General features: G+C 58.0%; 23 protein-coding genes. 4 read left to right on the top strand and 19 right to left on the bottom strand.

The window, feature by feature from the left end; all coding sequences use genetic code 11:
* Positions 1–3 precede the first annotated feature (3 nt).
* From ACZ9XP_RS00510 to ACZ9XP_RS00475, 8 genes are all read right to left on the bottom strand, one after another.
* A complete protein-coding gene (locus tag ACZ9XP_RS00510; protein WP_465187817.1) occupies positions 4–813 on the bottom strand; it encodes an N-acetylmuramidase domain-containing protein in 810 nt (269 codons plus the stop codon).
* The gene (locus tag ACZ9XP_RS00505) at positions 804–1166 is read right to left on the bottom strand and encodes a phage holin family protein (RefSeq protein ID WP_465187816.1); all 363 of its coding nucleotides are present in this window, start codon (positions 1164–1166) and stop codon (positions 804–806) included. The genes ACZ9XP_RS00510 and ACZ9XP_RS00505 overlap by 10 nt, the downstream gene beginning before the upstream one ends.
* Positions 1163–1537: a putative holin gene (locus ACZ9XP_RS00500; RefSeq protein ID WP_465187815.1), complete on the bottom strand. Its 375-nt coding sequence runs from the start codon at positions 1535–1537 to the stop codon at positions 1163–1165. The genes ACZ9XP_RS00505 and ACZ9XP_RS00500 overlap by 4 nt, the downstream gene beginning before the upstream one ends.
* A gap of 2 nt (positions 1538–1539) precedes the next feature.
* Entirely contained in the window at positions 1540–1752 is a 213-nt protein-coding gene (locus ACZ9XP_RS00495; protein ID WP_465187814.1) for a tail protein X, read from the bottom strand.
* The gene (locus ACZ9XP_RS00490; RefSeq protein ID WP_465187813.1) at positions 1752–2228 is read right to left on the bottom strand and encodes a head completion/stabilization protein; all 477 of its coding nucleotides are present in this window, start codon (positions 2226–2228) and stop codon (positions 1752–1754) included. Before ACZ9XP_RS00490 ends, ACZ9XP_RS00495 begins: the two co-directional genes overlap by 1 nt.
* A gap of 93 nt (positions 2229–2321) precedes the next feature.
* Positions 2322–2972, bottom strand: a complete 651-nt coding sequence (gpM, locus tag ACZ9XP_RS00485) for a phage terminase small subunit (protein ID WP_465187812.1) — start codon at positions 2970–2972, stop codon at positions 2322–2324.
* 23 nt (positions 2973–2995) lie between these two features.
* The gene (locus ACZ9XP_RS00480) at positions 2996–4009 is read right to left on the bottom strand and encodes a phage major capsid protein, P2 family (protein ID WP_465187811.1); all 1014 of its coding nucleotides are present in this window, start codon (positions 4007–4009) and stop codon (positions 2996–2998) included.
* 31 nt (positions 4010–4040) lie between these two features.
* On the bottom strand, positions 4041–4856 hold the full coding sequence (locus tag ACZ9XP_RS00475) for a GPO family capsid scaffolding protein (protein WP_465187810.1): 816 nt from the start codon (positions 4854–4856) through the stop codon (positions 4041–4043).
* A gap of 150 nt (positions 4857–5006) precedes the next feature.
* Here ACZ9XP_RS00475 and ACZ9XP_RS00470 point away from each other — a divergent pair, with 150 nt between their 5' ends.
* On the top strand, positions 5007–6776 hold the full coding sequence (locus ACZ9XP_RS00470) for a terminase ATPase subunit family protein (protein ID WP_465187809.1): 1770 nt from the start codon (positions 5007–5009) through the stop codon (positions 6774–6776).
* The gene (locus ACZ9XP_RS00465) at positions 6776–7810 is read left to right on the top strand and encodes a phage portal protein (RefSeq protein WP_465187808.1); all 1035 of its coding nucleotides are present in this window, start codon (positions 6776–6778) and stop codon (positions 7808–7810) included. Before ACZ9XP_RS00470 ends, ACZ9XP_RS00465 begins: the two co-directional genes overlap by 1 nt.
* A gap of 707 nt (positions 7811–8517) precedes the next feature.
* Here the strand turns inward: ACZ9XP_RS00465 and ACZ9XP_RS00460 are convergent.
* From ACZ9XP_RS00460 to ACZ9XP_RS00415, 10 genes are all read right to left on the bottom strand, one after another.
* The gene (locus ACZ9XP_RS00460; protein WP_465187807.1) at positions 8518–9273 is read right to left on the bottom strand and encodes an antA/AntB antirepressor family protein; all 756 of its coding nucleotides are present in this window, start codon (positions 9271–9273) and stop codon (positions 8518–8520) included.
* A gap of 83 nt (positions 9274–9356) precedes the next feature.
* Positions 9357–10055 (bottom strand): hypothetical protein, encoded by a 699-nt coding sequence (locus ACZ9XP_RS00455; protein WP_465187806.1) that lies wholly within the window; start codon positions 10053–10055, stop codon positions 9357–9359.
* An 81-nt stretch (positions 10056–10136) separates the two neighbouring features.
* Positions 10137–10424, bottom strand: a complete 288-nt coding sequence (locus ACZ9XP_RS00450) for a hypothetical protein (RefSeq protein WP_465187805.1) — start codon at positions 10422–10424, stop codon at positions 10137–10139.
* A gap of 458 nt (positions 10425–10882) precedes the next feature.
* The gene (locus tag ACZ9XP_RS00445; protein ID WP_465187804.1) at positions 10883–11278 is read right to left on the bottom strand and encodes a hypothetical protein; all 396 of its coding nucleotides are present in this window, start codon (positions 11276–11278) and stop codon (positions 10883–10885) included.
* Positions 11279–11365: 87 nt separating this feature from the next.
* Positions 11366–11755, bottom strand: coding sequence for a hypothetical protein (locus ACZ9XP_RS00440; protein ID WP_465187803.1), 390 nt, complete (start codon positions 11753–11755; stop codon positions 11366–11368).
* A 13-nt stretch (positions 11756–11768) separates the two neighbouring features.
* Positions 11769–12164, bottom strand: a complete 396-nt coding sequence (locus ACZ9XP_RS00435) for a hypothetical protein (RefSeq protein ID WP_465187802.1) — start codon at positions 12162–12164, stop codon at positions 11769–11771.
* Positions 12165–12250: 86 nt separating this feature from the next.
* Positions 12251–13246, bottom strand: coding sequence for a tetratricopeptide repeat protein (locus tag ACZ9XP_RS00430; RefSeq protein WP_465187801.1), 996 nt, complete (start codon positions 13244–13246; stop codon positions 12251–12253).
* Between the two features lie 79 nt (positions 13247–13325).
* Positions 13326–13838, bottom strand: coding sequence for a hypothetical protein (locus tag ACZ9XP_RS00425; protein WP_465187800.1), 513 nt, complete (start codon positions 13836–13838; stop codon positions 13326–13328).
* A gap of 772 nt (positions 13839–14610) precedes the next feature.
* A complete protein-coding gene (locus ACZ9XP_RS00420) occupies positions 14611–14907 on the bottom strand; it encodes a VOC family protein (protein WP_206211208.1) in 297 nt (98 codons plus the stop codon).
* 141 nt (positions 14908–15048) lie between these two features.
* Complete coding sequence (locus ACZ9XP_RS00415) at positions 15049–15516, bottom strand: DUF4262 domain-containing protein (protein WP_465187799.1); 468 nt, start codon at positions 15514–15516, stop codon at positions 15049–15051.
* Positions 15517–15930: 414 nt separating this feature from the next.
* On the opposite strand from ACZ9XP_RS00415, the gene ACZ9XP_RS00410 reads away from it, so the two are divergent.
* Both ACZ9XP_RS00410 and ACZ9XP_RS00405 read left to right on the top strand, forming a co-directional pair.
* Positions 15931–17307 (top strand): esterase-like activity of phytase family protein, encoded by a 1377-nt coding sequence (locus ACZ9XP_RS00410; RefSeq protein ID WP_465187798.1) that lies wholly within the window; start codon positions 15931–15933, stop codon positions 17305–17307.
* Between the two features lie 163 nt (positions 17308–17470).
* Complete coding sequence (locus ACZ9XP_RS00405) at positions 17471–18373, top strand: NHL repeat-containing protein (protein WP_465187797.1); 903 nt, start codon at positions 17471–17473, stop codon at positions 18371–18373.
* A gap of 464 nt (positions 18374–18837) precedes the next feature.
* Here ACZ9XP_RS00405 and ACZ9XP_RS00400 read toward each other — a convergent pair whose 3' ends face one another.
* On the bottom strand, positions 18838–19410 hold the full coding sequence (locus ACZ9XP_RS00400; RefSeq protein WP_465187796.1) for a hypothetical protein: 573 nt from the start codon (positions 19408–19410) through the stop codon (positions 18838–18840).
* Positions 19411–19482 lie beyond the last annotated feature (72 nt).

The following is a 19482-nucleotide window of genomic DNA, read 5'->3' as shown; positions in this document are numbered from 1 at the left end:
CAGTCAGGCTGTCCCGTTGGCCCGTGAGGTGCTGAACCGTGCAAAAGCGGCAGCAAGCTTGGCGTCGTAGAGGTTTTCCTTATAGGCCGGGCCGTTGTACAGGTGGGCAAATTCGGCCCACTTTTTCGACTTCAGTGCTTTGAGCAAGGTGGCATCGGCTTCGATGAAGCTGACAAAGGCCGCCAACTGCTGGCCTTCGCTGGCAGTCATTCTTGCCTGGAAGTCTGCGGCACTGGCATAGCCCAGTGCTCGCCAGTGATAACCCATGATCTGGAACAGTCCCCAGCTGCAGGCCTCGATGGCGATGGCGTCGCTGGTGATGCTGCGCAGGTTTTCAAAGCGTGCCCATTCGGCGCTGCCACCAGCGTAGCCACCACGTGCAGTGTTGACCAGGTTCGGATAGCGCGATTGCAGTGCTGCCGCCATCAGGCCGGCAGCATTGGCCTGGCGGTAGGCAACATGGCGTTCCAGCAGGATTACCGGGCGGCCATCGGGTAGAAAACCGCTGCCACGCGACTCCACTGCGTTGACAGCCTTGATGCCGGCGAGTGGTACGCCCAGATGTTCGGCGGCGGCGATCAAGTCGGCTTCGCGTAGGCGCGTGCCGTTCTCTTTGCCTTGCAGCCACTCCAGGGTCTTGATGCCGACGACGCCGTCGACCACCAGGCCGGCGCTGCGCTGCAGGCTCATTACGGTGGCCTCCGTGGCCTCACCGAACCAGCCATCGACGACAAGGCCGGCGCCGTGACGGTTGAGGGTGTGTTGCAGTTCGGCGACGGCACTGCCGTGGTCACCTTTGCCTATCAGATCCATGTGTCTTTCCTCAGCCAGCGGGTGATGGCGTTATCCACGATCTCATCGCGACGCCGGAACAGGTCTACCACGTTGCCGCGCATGGTCAGGACGGCCACACACAGCGCCAGATTGAGCAGGCTCTGGGCATGATCCCGGCTGGCATGCAGCAGGGCGGTGGTCAGTTGCCCGGTTTCAGGCAGCAGGCTGAGCAACAGGGTGGTCATGGCGACGGTGCCGGACGCCACGGTCAGCACATACGCCAGCAGGCTTGCCAGTGGCCGGTGGGTGCCGCGTTCGCGGCGGTACAGGATAAGCCGCAGGCAGATCGTGGCAGCGAGCAGCGCATTGATCAGCAGCAGGGCGTTGTTCACTTGTCGTCTCCTTTCAGGCCTGCCAGCAAGCTGGCCGGGTTGTCGGCTTTGTTGATCAGCCAGATCAGTACCTTGATGACCAGGGCGGAGGCGGTGAGTGCGCCTACGCCGGCAGACACCTGCACGCCCTTGGGGACGATGGTGGACAGTAAAGCGGCAGCCATCGGTGCGGCGATCAGGCCGGCTACGATGGCCAGGCCGAGGAAGGCCAGCTTCCTGACCGTACCCAGGTCGTTGCTCGACATGACGAATACCGAGGCACCGGCAAAGGCGCCAAGAACCGAGCCGGCATCCAGGCCCGGGAACAAGGCCAGCAGGCTGGCACCTGTCACGGCAAGCGTGGTGGCGGTCGTAGAGGTGGGTTCTGCCATATTCAGTCCCAAAGGTTGAGCAGCCGGATCACGGGTTCCGCTGCCGGGGTGGCGAAGTCGGGCAAGGTAATGTTGGTGCCGAGCGGCAGGATCGGGCCAAGTTCTGCCAGACCGGGGTTGGCCGCATAGACGGCTTCTGTCGTGCCGGCGGTGACCCCGTAGTGGCGGTGGCAGATCAGGTCGACGGTGTCGCCTTGCAGTGCGGTAACGCGCATCAGATCAGCTCGATGGTGCTGCGGCTTTCGCCACGGATATCGCTGATGGCCCAACGGGCATCGCGACGCAGGTCATCGATGGTGGGGGCCAGCGCGTCGGCGTGTAGCTGGCCGGCGGCAGTGCTGTCAAAGCCCAGATAGCGTTCGGTCAGGTTGGCTGCCGCTGTGCATTGCACGGCGCGCTGCCAGCGCTGTACCAGTACGGATGCGCCATCAATCTCTTCCGCGCAGACGGCGGTCAGCGTGGCAAAGCCGGCGGCTTGCTGCCCACGGCGCCACGCCGCCAGCTGCACGCCGACACTGGCGCAGGCCTCTATCAGGGCAGCGCGCAGGCGTTGCGGTGTGACGGTGCCATCGAGCCGCATGGTCTGGCGGACTGTTGCCGGGTCGATTGTCGGCCAGAAGCTGCCGCATGCCACCGGTGGGCCGTCAGCCTGGCTGCTGCCGGGTTTGGGGGTTGTGGGCTGGATCAGCATGCTGGCTCCGTGTCGTGGGGGCGGTGGAGGGGGCATTGATCAGACAAGGCTATCGCCGCCCCCTGCCGCCCTGGTGCGCGGGTAACGCTCTGGTCAGGCGGTGCCGCTGGCCCCGCCCGGGTTCTTCAGCTCGCGCTCGAGCCGTTCGATCTCTTTCTTGACGCCAACCTTGTCGTGGAGCTGGGTGGCACGTTGCAGCTGTTGCAGGGCCGAGGCGTTGTCGTGGCCAATCTGCAGCAAGCCGATTTCTTTGTGCAGCTTGGCGCGAACCTGGTCGTGCATGTCTTCGTCGGCAGTGAGTCCGGCAGCGCGTTGCAGTGTGGCGAGGTCGAAGGCTTGTTTGCCGTCGCGGGCGCGCTTGGCCGCATCGGCCACTTCTTCCACCAGCGTGGTGGCTGTCGTGCGCTGGTAGCGGTCTGGCATGGCCAGCTGGTATGGCAGGGCGTATTCCGCGATGTCGAGTGCGCCGCCGTAGTCGCCGGCATCAATGCGCCACAGCATCACCGTCATTAGCACTTCGTCCCGTGCACCTTTGCCGGTAGTAATGGCCGCTTCTACCCAGGGAGCGTAGTCGGGCAGCAGCTTGCGCTTGAGCTCGGCTTTGGCTTCCACCGACTGCACTTCTTTCAGACGGCGCCGGTCTGCGTCCAGCTTGAGCAGCATCAGTTCGTAGGCACTGGCGTTTTCGAGCGGCTGTTCGTCTGCCGCTGCCGAGGCTTGGGCCTGGGCAGCGGTGATCCGCATGAAATGTGCTTTGGCAGGGCTGATCACGCGGTCACCAGACTGATGTTTTCCACCAGGCAGCCCAGGCCGTAGTCTTCAACGACGTAGGCATCGTTGGAGGACTCGTAGTTTTCGATCTGGTCGCGTTTGGCGTTGTCGACGATGGTGCGGCGGCGCGCACCCTCCTGGTAGTAGCGTGAGAGATTGTCCAGACGGGTAATCAGCATGGTGCCTGCCGGGAAGAAAGGGGCGCGTACCGCTTGCAGGCCGCCGACACGCTTCTGGCTGATGATCATGTCCAGTGCGATTTGTTCGGTCGGTGCCTGCTGGGTGTTGACCAGCGGGAAGTACTTGTCTGCCAGCAAGTCGCGGCCGAGGATGGCTACCAGTTCGGTATCTTCCTGGTGCCACGGGTCGATCAGGTTGTTGACGGCATCCATGACCAGTGCGTCCAGGTTCTGGTAGTCGCCGTTGCCGCCGATACGGACCTGGCCGGAGCCTGGGACCACCTCGGCCATTACCCGTTGCTCGGCATGACTGCGGTACTTTTGCAGCCAGCCGATGTTGACGTCCTGCAGCAGCGGGTTGGCCGCCCGGTTGGAGGTGGCGGCGCGGCGGTTGCCGTTGAAGCCGATCGCCATGATGTCCAGTGCCGAGCGCTTCAGGATGAGGTCGCGGATGCGGGTCTGGAAATCGGGAAACTTGGCCCAGGCGTCCAGTTTGTTGTATCGGATGAGGGTGTCGAAGTTGGTCTGGGTGCAGAAGTATCCGGTGGCGTCCAGGGTGGTCGGGTCAATCGGTTCACGGTCTTTCTGCGTGGTATCGGTCGTGCTGGCTACCGGGCTGCCGATGCCCAGCCCGAGCTTGTCGCCGCTTTGGTCGGTGACGCCGTAGTTGTTGATGCGGGTCAGGAAGTCGCTGGACTCCTGGATGCGGTTTTCCAGCGTCTGTTGCACGCTCGGGTCGACCGAGAATTTCTCGCTGACATCCTGGGTGCCATTCAGCTTGGCTATGGCCGCTTTGTAGGCGTTAAAGGCAAGGCGGGTTTCTTTGCGCATGGCGGTTTCCTGTCTCTTGGCGGGGAGCGGTTTAGCAGTCGGTCTGGATGGCACCGGTGCCGCCCGGTGTTCGTTGGCGTTGCTTGTCAGCCGGTGCCTGGCTCAGTTGCTGTACCAGTGCGCTATGGGCTGCCGATAGCTGCTCCAGCTTGGCTTTGCAGGCTTTGGTCTCGGCGGAGTCCGCTGCCAGTTGGCTGTACTTTTCCAGCAGGGCGTGCTGGCTTTCCGCGATGACGGTGATGGCTGCCTGCAGCTCGGTGAAATGGGTGTCGGTGGTTTTCTTGAAGCCGCTGATGATGCTTTTTACGCGGGTGGCGAAGCCCTCGATCAGGCCGGTGTTGTCGTCTTCCAGCTCGAGGGTGAACTCGATGGCTTCGGTGATCAGGTTGTCGGGGTCGAACTTGCGCTTGGCCAGCGGGTTGTGTGCGGCATGCGCACTGAATTGCAGCATTTCGGTACCGAGACTCGCAGGGTCGTCTGTCACGGCCAGGCCGACCAGGTAGGCTTCGCTGGTACCGGCAAACTTGGGATTGACCTCGATGGAGGTGTAAACCTTCTGGCGTTCTTTCGTGGTCATGCGGATCAGTTCGTCGGTCGGGTCGATGACGGCGAACAGCTCCAGTTTGCCGTCGCCGTTTTCGGCTGCGCTGAGTGACAGCACGTCGCCATAGCGTTTGAACGGGCTGTCCGGGGTGTAGCCCTTGATGTGCTCCAGGTTGACACGGGCACCAAACCGTTTCGGGTCGTAGTTCGCGGCCATCTGCTGGATCCACGTGCGTTCGATGATGCGGCCATCGGTAGTGGCGCCTTCGGTGGCGACGCGAAATTTCTTGGACTTGCCTGCCATGTGCGTTTCCTTTGGGGGCGGAGCGGTTCGGTAGCGATGCGCCCATGCTGAAACCGCGAAGCGCCAGGCTCAACCGGTTACGGTTGTGTCGGCAGCGGGCACGACCAATGCCGCAAGGCGCGGGTACGCGCGCGCGGCAGACTGGCGGGCATGCGCGATATTGCCCCGTTACCGGTCCCGGATCCGGACCCCCGTCGCACTGCCCGTGCCCTGTACTGGCAGGGGTGGCGCATTGCCCGTATTGCCGAGCATCTGGGTGAGAAGCCGGCTACGGTTCACAGCTGGAAGCGGCGTGATGCCTGGGATGCATCCGACCCGACCGAGCGCATCGCATCGACCATCGAGACGCGGCTACAGCAACTGATCCTGAAAGAGCGCAAGGAAGGGATCGACTTCAAAGAGATCGATCTGCTCGGGCGGCAGGTTGAGCGTATGGCCCGCGTGGGCAAGTATCAGCAGACCGGCAAAGAGGCTGACCTTAACCCGAAGATTGCGGCGCGCAATGCGGTACCGAAGCGGATGCCGGAGAAGAACGCGATCAGCGAGGAACAGCAGAAGCTGTTGGAGGAGGCCTTCCTTGACCGGATGTTCGATTACCAGAAGCACTGGTACCGGGCAGGCCTGGCTGAACGGGTGCGCAATATCCTGAAAAGCCGCCAGATCGGTGCGACCTACTACTTTGCCCATGAGGCGTTGATCGATGCGCTGCAGACAGGACGCAACCAGATATTCCTGTCGGCTTCGAAGGCGCAGGCGTTCCAGTTCCGCAGCTATATCGTCGACTTTGCCCGAGAGGCGGCCGGTGTGGAGTTGCGAGGTGAGGTGATCAAGCTGCCGAATGCGGCCGAGTTGATGTTTCTGGGTACCAATAGCCGCACGGCGCAGGGCCGTCATGGCAATTTATACCTGGACGAGTATTTCTGGATTCCGCGCTATCGCGAGCTGCGCAAGCTGGCCAGCGGCATGGCGTCGCAAGTGCAGTACCGGATGACGTATTTTTCGACGCCATCGGCGCAGAGCCACGAGGCGTATCCGGTATGGACGGGGGAGTGGTTCAACAAGGGACGGCCAAAGCACGAGCAGATACCGCGTCTGGATCTCAGCCATACGGCGCTGGCAGCCGGGGTGACGTGCCCGGATGGTCAGTGGCGCCAGATCGTCACCATCCAGGATGCGCAGGCAGGGGGCTGCAACCTGTTCGATTTGGCACGGCTGAAGCTGGAGAACACGCCGGAGGAGTTTGCCCAGCTGTTCATGTGCCAGTTCATTGACGATGGGGAGTCAGTGTTTGGCTTTGGCCTGATGCAGCGGGCAATGGTGGACAGCTGGGAGGTGTGGGGCGACTGGAAACCGTTTTCGCTGCGCCCCTTCGGCTATGGCGAGGTGTGGCTGGGCTATGACCCGAGCAATACCGGCGACTGTGCTGCCCTGGTGGTGCTGGCACCGCCCCGGGTGCCCGGGGGCAAGTTCCGCATTCTTGAACGCCACCAGTTTCGCGGTGCCGATTATGAGGCGCAGGCGAGGTTCCTTCAGGATACCTGCGACCGCTTCAACGTGACGTACATCGGCATGGATGTGAGCGGTCTCGGCTCGGCCGTGTACCAGCTGGTTAAGCAGTTCCGGCCGGATACGGTGGCCTTTTCGTACAACGTGGAACTGAAAACCCGGATGGTGCTGAAGGCGCTGAACGTACTGAGCAATGGCCGGCTGGAGTACGACGCCGGCCATACCGATATCGCGGCCAGCTTCATGTCGATCAAGAAGACGCTGACACCTTCGCAGCGTCAGGCCACTTACCAGGCTGGCCGGTCAGAGCAGACCAGCCACGCTGATATTGCCTGGGCCACCATGCACGCCTTGTGCAACGAACCGCTGGAGGGGCCGAACGGGGCGAACTCCAGCATCATGGAGATCTACTGATGGCCAAGCGTCGCGCTTTCCACCCTCCGGCCGGCAGCCAGCAGTCTGTTGCGCCAGCTGCCTGCCCCATCGAGGCCTTTACCTTTGGTGACCCGACACCGGTGCTCGATCGCCGCGAAATCATGGACTACGCCGAGTGTTTGCATGCCGGCAAGTGGTACGAGCCACCGATCAGCTGGGAAGGTCTGGCTCGCAGCTGGCGGGCATCGGTACATCACAACAGCGCGCTGGCCGTGAAGCGTAATGTGTTGGTGAGTACCTTCAAACCGCACCCGTTGCTATCGCGCTCCGACTTTGCCCAGGTGGTGATCGATTACCTGGTGTTCGGCAACCTGTTCCTGCAGGTCGTACGCAACCGGCTGGGCGGGCTGCTGAAGCTGGATCCGGCCCCGGCAAAATTCACCCGGCGCGGTATCGACCTAGCAAGCTATTGGTGGGTGCCGGCATACAACCAGGAGCGGGAGCTCGACAACGTGCTGCACCTGATGGAGCACGACATCAACCAGGAGGTGTACGGGTTGCCCGAGTATCTGGCTGCGCTAAACAGTGCCTGGCTGAACGAGAGCGCCACGCTGTTCCGCCGCAAGTACTACCAGAATGGCAGCCACGCCGGCTTCATCCTGTACATGACCGATGCGGCCCAGCAGCCGGCTGATGTGGAGGCGCTGCGTAAGGCACTGAAAGAGAGCAAAGGCCCGGGTAACTTTCGCAACCTGTTCATGTACGCGCCGCAAGGCAAGAAGGATGGCATCCAGATCATTCCGATCAGCGAAGTCAGCGCCAAGGATGAGTTCTTCAACATCAAGAACGTCACCCGCGACGACGTGCTGGCCGCACACCGCGTCCCGCCACAGCTGATGGGCATCATACCGAGCAACACCGGTGGCTTTGGCGATGCGAGCAAGGCGGCCGAGGTGTTCTACCACAACGAGATCCTGCCACTGCAGACACGGCTGCAAGAGATCAACGAGATCCTGGGCGAGCAGGTGATCACCTTCGGGCCTTACCAGCTGGCGGTACCGTCGCCAGCCTGACGCGGCCATTATCCCTCGCTACCACCACAGGCCACCTTCGGGTGGCCTTTCTGTTGCCTGCCTCTCTGTCCACCATGCGTTCGACCGCCGCCAGCCCCCGGCGTGCGCGCTCGTTGCCCCGCCACGCCCCCGCGCTTCATGTATGGGAAAGCGTGCAGGTGCATGAAAGCCATTAAACCGCGTCAGTGCTGGGCTTCTCGGTAGCGTGCTGGGTATTTGTAACGGTGCGGTTTTATGCAGTTGCCGGGGACTCACAGGCAGTTTGTTCTGCGCTAGGACAGGGTAGGGGGGGCTGAGAAAAGGTAACCTCACGTTTTCTGGCTGCTTTTTAATGCTTAAGTTGTTGAAATGTAAGGATATTATTTGTTACTGCAAAAGGTAACTAGAGGTAACGCAAAAGGTAACATTTTTGTAAGTGATTGATTTTTAAGTGTATTTATTTTAGGAAAAGTTACTTCTCAATCGGTAACCTGATTACCTTTTGGTTACCTCGATGTTACCTTTTGGCCAAATCGCTGTAAGCCTTATCTGGCAAGGCTTTCAGCGGTTTTCTGTAGCGCAGGTTACCGATGTTACCTTTTTTTTGACCCCCACCATGACTTTGAAAATGGCTTTTTGACGCGCGTAGGGGCGCGCATGAGTGAGCTATCTTTTGTGCATGAAAAAAGCCCCGATTGCTCGGGGCCTGCATGTCTTGCTGGCGGTTGCTACTCGATGCTCGGGAGGCCGCCGGCAGTTAGCTCAGCTAGGGATAATGTGGGCACTCCCAGGCACTCGTTAACCTGGCGCAGCTGGCAGTGCAGATTGTAGCGCACGCCATGATCTGTCTCTTTCGATAGGGCCTTAGCGATCTTTCTGCTCTGATCTTGCAAGATCAGCGTGAATTTCAGGCTGGCGGTGTCTTTCAGCTTCCGTTTAACCTGCTCGATCGGCTGTATCTGGTTGGCCCTTGCTTCCAACAGCGAGCGGGCTTGCCGTTCCATCTGGATGAAGTACCGGCGTACCCTGCGGCCAACCTCGTTGTTCTCGATCATCGCCAGTTCCTTGGCCATGTCTAGGGTAAGGTGGTAGTCGTTCATAATCTGCGCACGCGCTTTTGAGCTCGCCAAATTTGGCGAGCTCAAATTTTCGACACAGATGAAGTCATTCCCTTCCTCAAAACAGTACTGTTCAATCCTGTTTTTGATCCAGTTCGAAAAGTCTCGGCCAATCTGCAGAAAGGCGTGCAAGTCACGTGCATTGCACAGGAGTTGGCTTCGCTCTGTACTGTCTGCAGCGAAGACGGGGATCAGTGAGCTCGGTTGTCCCTCGTCCTGATCGTACGGATTGATGCGGGCGGCGATCCGGTCGATGGTCGAAACCGACGCATCCCAGCGTTCGGCCACCTCGTGTTTGTCCGCACCCGCAGCGAGTTCAGCGCGGATGGCCTCGGCTTCTGTGCTAGTAAAGCGTTGCTTTGGCATGGCTGTTTCCTCTCATCTGGCCTGTTCCGGAATTTTCGGAGCAACCCGCTATTTTGCATTTATGCCATGATAAAAATTAATTTCTATGCATCATCAATCGAAGAGTTGAGGCGTTTTAGAACTTCCCTTCGCTTTTGTTGTACAGATCTTAACTGGCCCAAATAGATTCGGAGAGAGCTTTCCGTTAGTTGGATCTCTTGCTCTATGATTTCTGGCATTTTTTGATTTGAGATATCTGATCTTATTCTCTTAATGTTGGCCTCTGCATTATGATCGATTGGGTGCGTGTTGGTTGGCCGCATTTTGCTCCTGGTGACTTCTGCATCATCTAGAGATTTTTTCAGAATTGCCATTCTTCTGATGGCCGTTTCTAGTTCTATTTTCTGATTTTCCAGCCGCAAGCTTATTTCTTTCTTGTGCTCATTCATCTGAGCTATGGTTTCGTTAAAATAATTCAGTATGGCAGTGTCTTTCATGACATCAACCTGAATTTTTAGCAAGTCCTCATTCTGCTGCTCTTTTGCCTCCAGCTTCTTGATCTGCACACCCTGCATATAGATATTTAACCCCAAACCCAGCAGGGCCATGCCGGAAAACAGGGTATTCAGCCCTCCATACAAATCACCGAAGGGGCCAAGCTTCTCCAGCGTAGCATCGGGAGAAAACAGCCAGAGTAAAATATAGGGATAGCAAGACCAGGCCAGGACAATCATGCAAAACAACCCGGAAAAAACATGGTGGGGCTTGGCGGTAGATTTGATTTTGGCAAGCATAAGCTTCAAGGAGCCTCCCGGCACAGATGTCATCTGCTGCCGATTATACGATCTGGATAGGCGCCATGGGGGATAGCGCCTGTCAGCTCATCAGATCAACCCACCCAGCCGTTCCGTCTGTTGGTGCAGGCTACCGTATAACGGCTCAAGCAAATGCTTCAGGCTGGCCGCGTGCAGCGGCTTATCCTCCGCCGCATGGAGCAGGCCCAGCAGCGCAATCGCCTCGTCAATGCCCGCCACGTCTGACACCACATCGCGCAGCGTCGAAAGGTTGGCCGCAACGGCTTGAAGCTCGTCCAGCATGCTGTCGAAGCCGGCCGCCTTCAGCACATCGCTATCCAGGCCGCGCAGCCGTTCCATGCGGGTTTGCAGGTCCATCAGGTGATACAGGTTAGATGCGCCCATGATCAGCGCCCTCCCGTAGAAATCACGAGAAAGCCTGCATCGTCTGGTACCACTGACACCGACAAGCCGGTTTGGAACAGATGGGGGCGGGCAAAGCCTACGGCCTCGCTTTCAAGCTGAAAGCGTGCAAGAGGGCAGGGAGCTGCCGGGAAGGGGTGCGCCAAGGCGCGGAGGACTTTAGCCATGATGGCTCCTTTGGATCTTTAAGGAAGTCCACCCCAAAGCGGGGGTAAGGGCGCTCCTAACGTGCGTAAGCAACGTCCGGGTCCTTACGGATACCCGACACCCCCTTGATCTGTGCAGCACGCGTGCAGGCGCACGCACGCCAGATAGAAGGCGCAAAAATACCGCGAATACAGTCGCGGGGCACTGCTGATTACTTTTAGGAAAAGCCAGGACACGGTCTGGGGGCCACACCGTCAAGGTCGTGCTCAGCCTAAATGTGCGTCCAAGCTCGTCAGGACATCGCGCAGCAAATGCGGGTCGATATCCATGTCTAGGATGGACGACAGTGCAGCGTCAGGTGTGTGGTATTCGGCGGGGAGGAATCTCTCGGCAAGCGGGCTAGGCTTGTCGCAGACAAGAGCTTGGGGCATGCCATCGAACTGAGAAGACGTGGGGTCGACGACAGTATCGCCAACCTCAATCCAGTAATGATGTGACGCTGATGCATGTATTGTTCCGCACACCACCAAAACCTCAGCATCGTTGTACTTATCCGACAGCACCTTGGCTAATACGGCACAGGCAACCTCGCAGCAATTACGGGGGAAACTGTGCATGAAGGGCAGTGCTCGCACAGCGTCATCCGTCTTGAAAAAGTGCATGGCACGTTCCAGGTCGAGGCGTAGTGCGGCTAGAGTTGTTGGCACCATAAGGACGTTACTCATAAAGCAGTGGGCACGGTGACGAGGTTACTCGTTACGGATGGAAAGCACCCCATCCGCATCCACCAGGATCCAGCGGATATTCAGCTGCTTCACCGCCCAGGTGCTGGTTTTATCGATCTGCGCCAGATACTTCGGCTCCTTGGGTAATGCAATCGCGTAGTGCACATCACCATCCTGCATCCTTTGCACAAGCTGCCCCAGGCACGTCCGAAAATCCAAACCTGGCTGCGACGTCATCCCTTTGGCCTCGATCTGCCATTTCTCACCAGTAGCCGGATGCCAGCAGATCAAATCGATATGCGTGGAAGCATCGAGGCAGAAGCCTTGCCGTATGAAATGGGCTTCCACCGATTGCTGGATGAAGTGCTCGGCAGGGTAGTCGCTGCCCAGTTTGAAATTTTTTGTGCGCATCATTCCTACTTGGTGCTTATTTGCATTTTTTTAAATCAACATTGTTGAGAGGGAAGTGTTTGAGATCTACATCTTGGATGTCTTGAATTTTGGCGATGCCTTTTCTTTCATTGTCATTAAACATAATCACAAATCCAGTGGCAGACTCGGAAGAGAATTCCGTGTGGACCCATACTTGTCTTCCAATATACTTCGCGCCACCTGCGCACGAGTAGCAAATATCCAGGTTGCCATAGTATTTTCTTTTCATGTCACTCTGAAGAATGACATGGTTTGGTTTGACGATCATTCGGAGAGGTGACTCGCAACTCATTCTTTTGGGAACCCATTCGCCAAGAAATTCTTCGGGTACTTCCCCTGCCAGTACCGATGTGGATAGCGAGAGTAATGAGGTGATAATAATTTTGCGCATATTTACCTGAGTGATGTTTGCAAGTGTTTTGGTTTTGAAGCGTAATATTGGCCGCGAGCTGTTTGCCTGGAGTTTTCAGTTGCTGCTTATCTGCTGGATAGTTTTTTCTTCAGTGCATCTACTTTTCGTTTTACGCCAATTTTAGGGTTGATTAGCAGTGCTGCACGAAATGCTTCGAGTGCGGCCTCGTCGTTTTTCAGGTGCTCATGGGCTGAGCCCTGAATTTTCAGTGCGTAAGCTTTCCAGAACTCGTTATTCTCTGCACCAAGTCTTAGTGCCTTGGAACAAGCTTCTAAGGCTTCATAGGCATGCTCATCTGTCAGGTTATCAGACTTGATGATGGCCTCGGCAGCAGAAAGCGCAATATCATAGCGTTCGCAATGGAGCCGTGCCTGGTTGAAATGATCGGCATCAGTTAAATTGCCGATTTTGTCATAATAAAAAGTACCAATCTTGTCCAGAACTACACCAAATTGGGGTGCGTCCTCAGCAAATAAATAACTTTCGGCCCATCCGGTGGGTGGGTGTATTGAAAATAGCTCGGAGCCATTGTTTACATCAAAAGCAGTAAATCGGTCACCATCTGCACTGCTAGGTGCGTTAGCTGTTTGGCAAACGGCAAAGCGCCCACTATTGGATATCGCGCTGTTATACAGGTTAGCCTGGAACGGTCGCTCAATGAGCTTTTGCCCTGTGTAGGAGAAAACATAAAAGGTGCCGGATAGCTTATTTCCGAAGTGCCAGTCTTCAATGGAAAAGCTACCATTATCTGCAACATGTCCCGAGTTTGGCCGCTCAAGCCGCCCCTCAAGTACGACAGTTTTTTTTATGGAGTTACACAGTACATAACGCCCAAGGCCCCCATCGCGGCACCCACCACGGTAGTCTTCGTCGTCGCTGTCACTCCAGCAGATGATCCACTCGCCCGAGTCTGATTTGCTGAATGGACCAAAGAAATTCAATGAAGGTATTTCAATAAAATTTTCAATGAAACTCACCCTGAAAGGAGTCGAATCACCAATATCCAAATTTTCCTTATTTTCAGTTTTCTTTTTGCTGAAAATAAAATCAAATAAACCCATTGTTTCTCCTTCAGCTGTGTGTGCTGTGAGTGGGGTGTACGCAAGGTTGGTAGAGGCTATTCTTATTGGTTAGTGCTTGTCATGCTTTTGATGAGTGCTTTTGCTTTATTAGCAGTATGAGCTTTATGGCGCAGCCATAAGTAAAAAAGGAGACTGCAAAAAATGCAGATGCCCAAAGGTAGTTTGGTGTCGGGCGTGTGGTTACTTCGGGATGGCTCGAAAGGAAGGATGCAATTGCTAATGTTGATGCTGTTATGCTGCTTCCAAACAAATAGATAGTTCTTGGTAATTCAAGAATAATCTCTGAGCTGATTGTTTCGACAAATTTGGAAGGGATGAATTCTTTTGCGAGAGTAAGTAGTCCTAATACGAACGTTGCGGAGAATAAGGTCAGGCCAAGTTCTTTCATTGTGGTTGGGTTTACTTTTCCATTCACAAATTCGGTGAGACGTTTCTCGCTATCAAGTGAGTCTGATATAAAATATGCGACAATGAAAATTATTAAGACCTGTGCAATGAATACGCAGAATTCGATGAGCACGAAGGATATTATCTCTTTGTTTGAAATGGTATTTTTTTGTTGATCGGGCATTTTGTATTTTTGCTTGTGCTAGGCGTGTAGGAGCGTTTATCTACCTGCACGCTGAGAGTAGGTTACTGCTTCGTCGTTAGGGTGATGATATTTGAATATGGCATTGAGGTGCAAGCATGGCCTCACGTACTGAGTGACTGTCTCGAAGTGCACAGTCGTTTTGAAGTGAGGAGCGACTTGATCACCATGGAAGTAATCACTTCTTTGGTGGGGTTCCATGGATGAACAGCAGCTTCCCGCAGCATGTGCTATCGCTATGTGAAACCAATACGTGCAGACGCCGGGTTGCTGTGCCATTTGTGTGACGCAAAAGCACGGATTTCGGCCGGTTGAGACGTGTTGGCAGACATCGCAATCATTAGAAATCAATGGTTTGGTGTTGGTGTTCCGGCCTTAAAATCCCTCGACCTTACGGTTGTGCCGGTTCGACCCCGGCCCGGGGCACCAGCCAGATAAATCAAGGCTTCCAGCATTGCTGGGGGCCTTTTTTTATTGCTGTCCATACCGTCACCTGTGCAAAACGATTGCACATGCATTGCACACCAGAGGCGACCTGTAGCGATCGCACAACCAGCTAATGGGTGGTGGCGGGTTCAGATCAGGCGGCAAGAACTGAAACCAGACCGTGTCTATGACACGAAAAAGAGGTGGTTCGGCGCGCAGGATGGCTGAAGCGCAGCCCATCATCGCATCTAGCGGTTAGCGGAGCCCATTGTGGCTTTGGGGTTGCCTGACGGGTTAAGGCACAAGTGCCTTCGCCCATCCTGTGCGCTCACTCCGACACGCTGGTGGCCGCGCGTGACGCTGCCGACGGCTGGTTCAGCGCGATGCAGCAGCCAAACGGGTCTTTCAGCATTGCCGCATGCGCATCCAGGCTGGTGGTCATCGGCCCGCGATAGCGCGTGGCACCGGCCGCTTCCAGCTGCGCCATGCTGTGCGCCAGGTTGGCCACTTCCCAGTACACCGTGGTGCCGCCAATGCCGCCTGGGCTTTTCTCATCAGCCGGGTGAAGGCCCAGCAGCACACCCGGCCAGCGCACAAAGGCGTAGTGCGGGTTTTCGTATTCCACTTGCGACCCTAGCAGCGCGGCTTACCATGCCGCCGCGGTGTGGATGTCGGACACAAAAATGATCACGGATTCGACGGCTTTCAGCATGGTGGGGTCCGGTCGTGAGGGAGGCGTCAGTGGTGCGGCGCGCTGGCAGAATAGTTAGTCCACATCTGCTGCACCGGTTTTTGACAAGATGGGTTGCCAAGTCCTGAATGACGCGGGGGCATCATCATCCCAGGGCCAGATGCCCTTGGTGGTTGGAAAAACAATCTGTACCACGTTGAACGCGTAACCATCATAGAAATCGATGGCTTGACCGACATAGTCGTCGTATGCGGATAGAGGCACGTCATCCACGAAAACGTCGAAGCCATCCAGAAAATCCGCGTAAAAGCAGCCGGCCTCAAACCGTTCGCCGGCGCGAATGCGGCGGTTGTACTGATTGATAATGAAATGTGCTAACGGCTGCTTGAGGCCGATAACGATGACCTCAGGGGCGCCGGTTTGCTGGGTGATGCCGATAGAGTACGCAAAGGGTGGCAGTTCGCCTTCAGCCATTACGTGCATGACAGTGCAGCCATGGTTGGCAATATTGTCTCGGGTTTGGTTGTCGCCGCCTGCTTGCATGAGGTGTGCTCTTTAAAGTGAAAGTGGCTCGCAGCATCAATCGTTAAAGCATGGTGCCGCCCGAATTTAGGGGAGTGCTTGATTTGAGGCTGAAACCTGCTGTTAAAGCACGTGCCTTTGCGGCGTATGCTTGGGGGTGGACAATGGTATTGGTATGGCATGGCTGCTGACAAGGATGTGGCGCATGTCTTTAACTTCGTACTGTGGCGGGTAGCCCGATTGGACACGATATCCCTATACTCCCCGGATGCGGCTACGCCTTATCCGCGCTATCGCCCATGCGGCCAACCCCGTCTTTTACCCCGACGTTACAACTCATCTGCCTGTCTTGCCCCCTTCACACCCGCGTCACGCTGCCGTCACCGAGGCGCTTTACCGTAGCGGCTTCCTTTTTTGTTACCGGAGCTGTCTGCAATGAAACCCCTGTTTAGCCTGACGCTGGCCCTGGCTTGTTGTGTAACCGCTGCCCATGCGCAGCAGGCGGTGGAGGCCACGCTGGCCGGCCACGCCGTGGTGCCGTTCAATACCGTGGCTACGCCGCCGGCGGATGCGGGGGCGTTTTTTGCTACCTCGGGCAAGTTTGCCAACGGCAAGCGCGTGCGTAACGAGGTGCTGGGGTCGGAAGCGGCCAATACCTTTGTGGGCGACCCCAAGTACCCGCGTGCGTCGGGCGGGGCGCTGCCGGTAAAAGGGCAGGCGGTACAGGGCTTTTCCGGCATTGCCATGCTGGACCGCAACCATTACCTGACGCTTACCGATAACGGCTTTGGCAACAAGATCAACTCGCAGGACGCGCTGCTGATGGTGCACCGCGTGGCGGTGGACTGGGCCAAGGGCAGCACCCGGCTGCAGGGCACCACCTTCCTGCACGACCCGGACCGCAAGGTGCCGTTTGCCATCCAGAACGAAGCCAGCGCCAAACGCTACCTCACCGGTGTCGATTTCGACGTGGAATCGCTGCAGCTGGTGGGCAAGGAAATGTGGATCGGTGACGAGTTTGGCCCCTACCTGATTCGCGCCGACCTGGACGGCAAGGTGCTGGCGGTACACGAGATGAAAGTGGGTGACGTGGCCTACCGCTCGCCGGACCACTACCTGAACGGCCGCCTGGGCAACCTGCCTACCGACAGCATTGGCAGCTGGAATGTGCGCCGCTCTGGCGGCTTCGAGCCGATGGCCAAATCGCCGGATGGCAGCAAGCTGTATCCGGCGCTGGAATGGCCGGCTTTTGACGCCGCCAGCAAGGGTTTCGAGCGTGCGGCCAACGGCAAGACCTTTACCCGTATTTTCGAGTTTGACGTGGCGGCCGGCCGCTACACCGGCAAGCAGTGGAAGTACCAGTTTGAGCAGGATGGCAACGTGATGGCCGATTTCCAGCTGCTGGACGCCAGCACCGGCTTGCTGATCGAGCGTGACGACAGCAGCGAGGGCCTGGGCCAGGTGTGCGTTGGCGAGATGACGCGCACCGACTGCTTTAACAAACCGGCGGCGTTCAAGCGCGTGTACAAGATCGACCTGGCGCAGGCGGACGCCGACGGCTTTGTGAAGAAGGTGGCCTATATCGACCTGACCCGCATTGCCGACCCTAAACGTGCGTCGCGTTACAGCGATGCCAGTGGCCGCTTCGGCCTGCCGCACCTGGGGCCGGAAGGGCTGGCACTGGTGGACGGCCATCATATCGTGCTGGTGAACGACAATAACTTTCCGTATTCGTCTGGCCGCCAGCTGGGCAAGCCGGACGACAACGAGCTGACGCTGCTGGATATCAAGGCGTTGATCGACGCGCGTTAAGGCGGGTGCCACGCAACAAGGCCCGGGCTGCAGGCAGCCCGGGCCTTGTTGCGTTTGCTCGCAGGTGTGGCCACGGTGGTGACAGCGTGTTTTTAACGTTGGCCGCAGGCATGACATGGTGTTGTCTCACCGGCAGCGTGCCGGGTACAAAGAGGGCAACACCATGAAAAAGATACTGGCTTTACTGGGCCTGCTGCCGCTGGCGGTACAGGCTGCCTTGCCGCTGTTTGACGGCGTGCAGTCGGCAGAAAACCAGCTGCTTACGCAGTCTGGCCGCTGGTTTGTCAGCGGTGAGAACGGCGTGTTCGAGGGGCGTTTCGACGGGCGGGTGTACAGCAAGCAGCGGCTCACCGCGCGGCTGCTGAACGGCCAGGCGCACCAGTGCTACTTTCTGGGCATGACCGAGCGCAAGGGGCGGCTGTACACGGTGTGTACCGACAATGCGCTGAACCCGTTTGCCACCAAGCGGTTGTTTGTGCTGAACCTGGCCGACCCGGCGGGCGAACTGAACGAGATGTTCAACCCCACCGACGTGGCCTTGCCCAACGGCATGGCCACATTGCCGGATGGCAGCCTGCTGCTGGCCGACAGCGGCGCGCCCTTGCTGCCGGGCAAGCTGCTGCGCTTTACCGTCAATGCCCACGGCGCGGTGGATGGCCAGTCGGTGTATTACCGCTATGTGCTCAACAAGCCTAACGGCCTGAAGGTGGACGGCCAGCGGCTGTACGTGTCACTGAACCCGCTGACCTACGCCGGGCTGTCGCAGTTGCGCCGCTACACCCTGGGCGCGGCCGGGCCGCAGGATGGCACGGTGCTGTATAGCTCGTGGGGCTTTCTGGATGACTTTGCGCTGAGCAGTGATGGCGTGGTGGTGGCGGAATTTCTGGCCGGGCGCATCAGCCATGTCAGCGAAAGCGGGCAAGTATTGCGCCAGGCTGCGGTAGCGCAGCCTACGTCGGCGCTGCTGTGGCACGGGGTCGGGGTGGCGGCGGGGGATGTCACGGTCACCGAGCGTGGCAACGGCCGCCTGGTGCGGCTGGCCGGCTTTGGTGCCTGGCCACGCTAGTTGGCCGCATGGGCCGGGTGATAAAGGGGTACCTGGTGGCTAATGCCAGTCAGTTAACGCTGACTGGCATTTTTTTGGTCAGGGGGGGTGTTTCGTTGACCCATGCTAGTGTGTCCGCGATGCGGACGATGCTTAAATGCCGGTTCCGCCCGGCAAACGGGAAAGGGGGCGGGTTGCCGCCCCCTTTTCATTCCCCCGCAACCCGGGGCTGCTCGAAACCCCGTCCAAAATGGCACGCCCCAGGCGCCGCCGAACTCGCCCCTCGCTAACGGCTCAGGACTCAAACAAATCGGCGTCTTAAAACCTGGGGCGCACCATTTTGATCGGCTCGCGCCAACGGGATGGGGTGCTTCACCCACGTCCTCCCACTTGATAGCCAAGCACATTCGGCTAACTGACTGGCATTACGCCAGATAGTCCCCTTTTTTCATGCTGTCTCACGCCTGGTCGTGTCTGCTACGGGCTTAGCGGCTGGCCTGGCGCAGCAGCGGGTAGGGCGTAAGCTTGTCGGGGCGAGCTTTGCTCAGGTCACCGCTGCGGTCGCCCAGAAACAGCTGGCCGTTTTTGATGGCGACCAGGTCGTACTCGCCCATGTTCTGCATCAGCCCCGGTACAAAGCCGCAGCCCTGGCTCACCAGCGGCAGCGCTTTTCCTTGCTGCAGGGTGCAGCCCTGGCTGGCAAATAGCTGTACGCCGGCAGGCGAGTCGGCGGTAATCAGGCGATGGTCGGCGGGAAAGATGCCTTCGGCGGCACTGTCCACCTTGGCCGACGGGCCGCCCAGCGTGTACGGGCCGCCCACGTTCAGGTGGAACAGTGGCTGGGTGCCGGCCGCATCGGCGTACACCTTGAACAGCACGCCCCAGCGTTTGGGCGTGATGTGAAACTGGCGGGTGGCAAAAATGCGGTCGTAGGCTTCCGGTGCGGCGCTGGCCCATTGGCCAACGATGGCACGCTTCAGGCTGGGGGTGTCTACAGCTTGTGCGGTGGCGGGCAGTGCCAGGCTGGCCAGCAGCAGGGCAAGGCAGGTTTTGTGCATCGTGTCTCTCCTGTGGGTAGGCAGGCCGGTGCTGGCCTGCGGGTACCCAGCATAAAGTGGCGGCGCTGCTTG

The organism is Vogesella perlucida (genome assembly GCF_979366545.1).
Note: the sequence above shows the minus strand (reverse complement) of the source record. Positions and strands in the feature narration are given on the sequence as shown.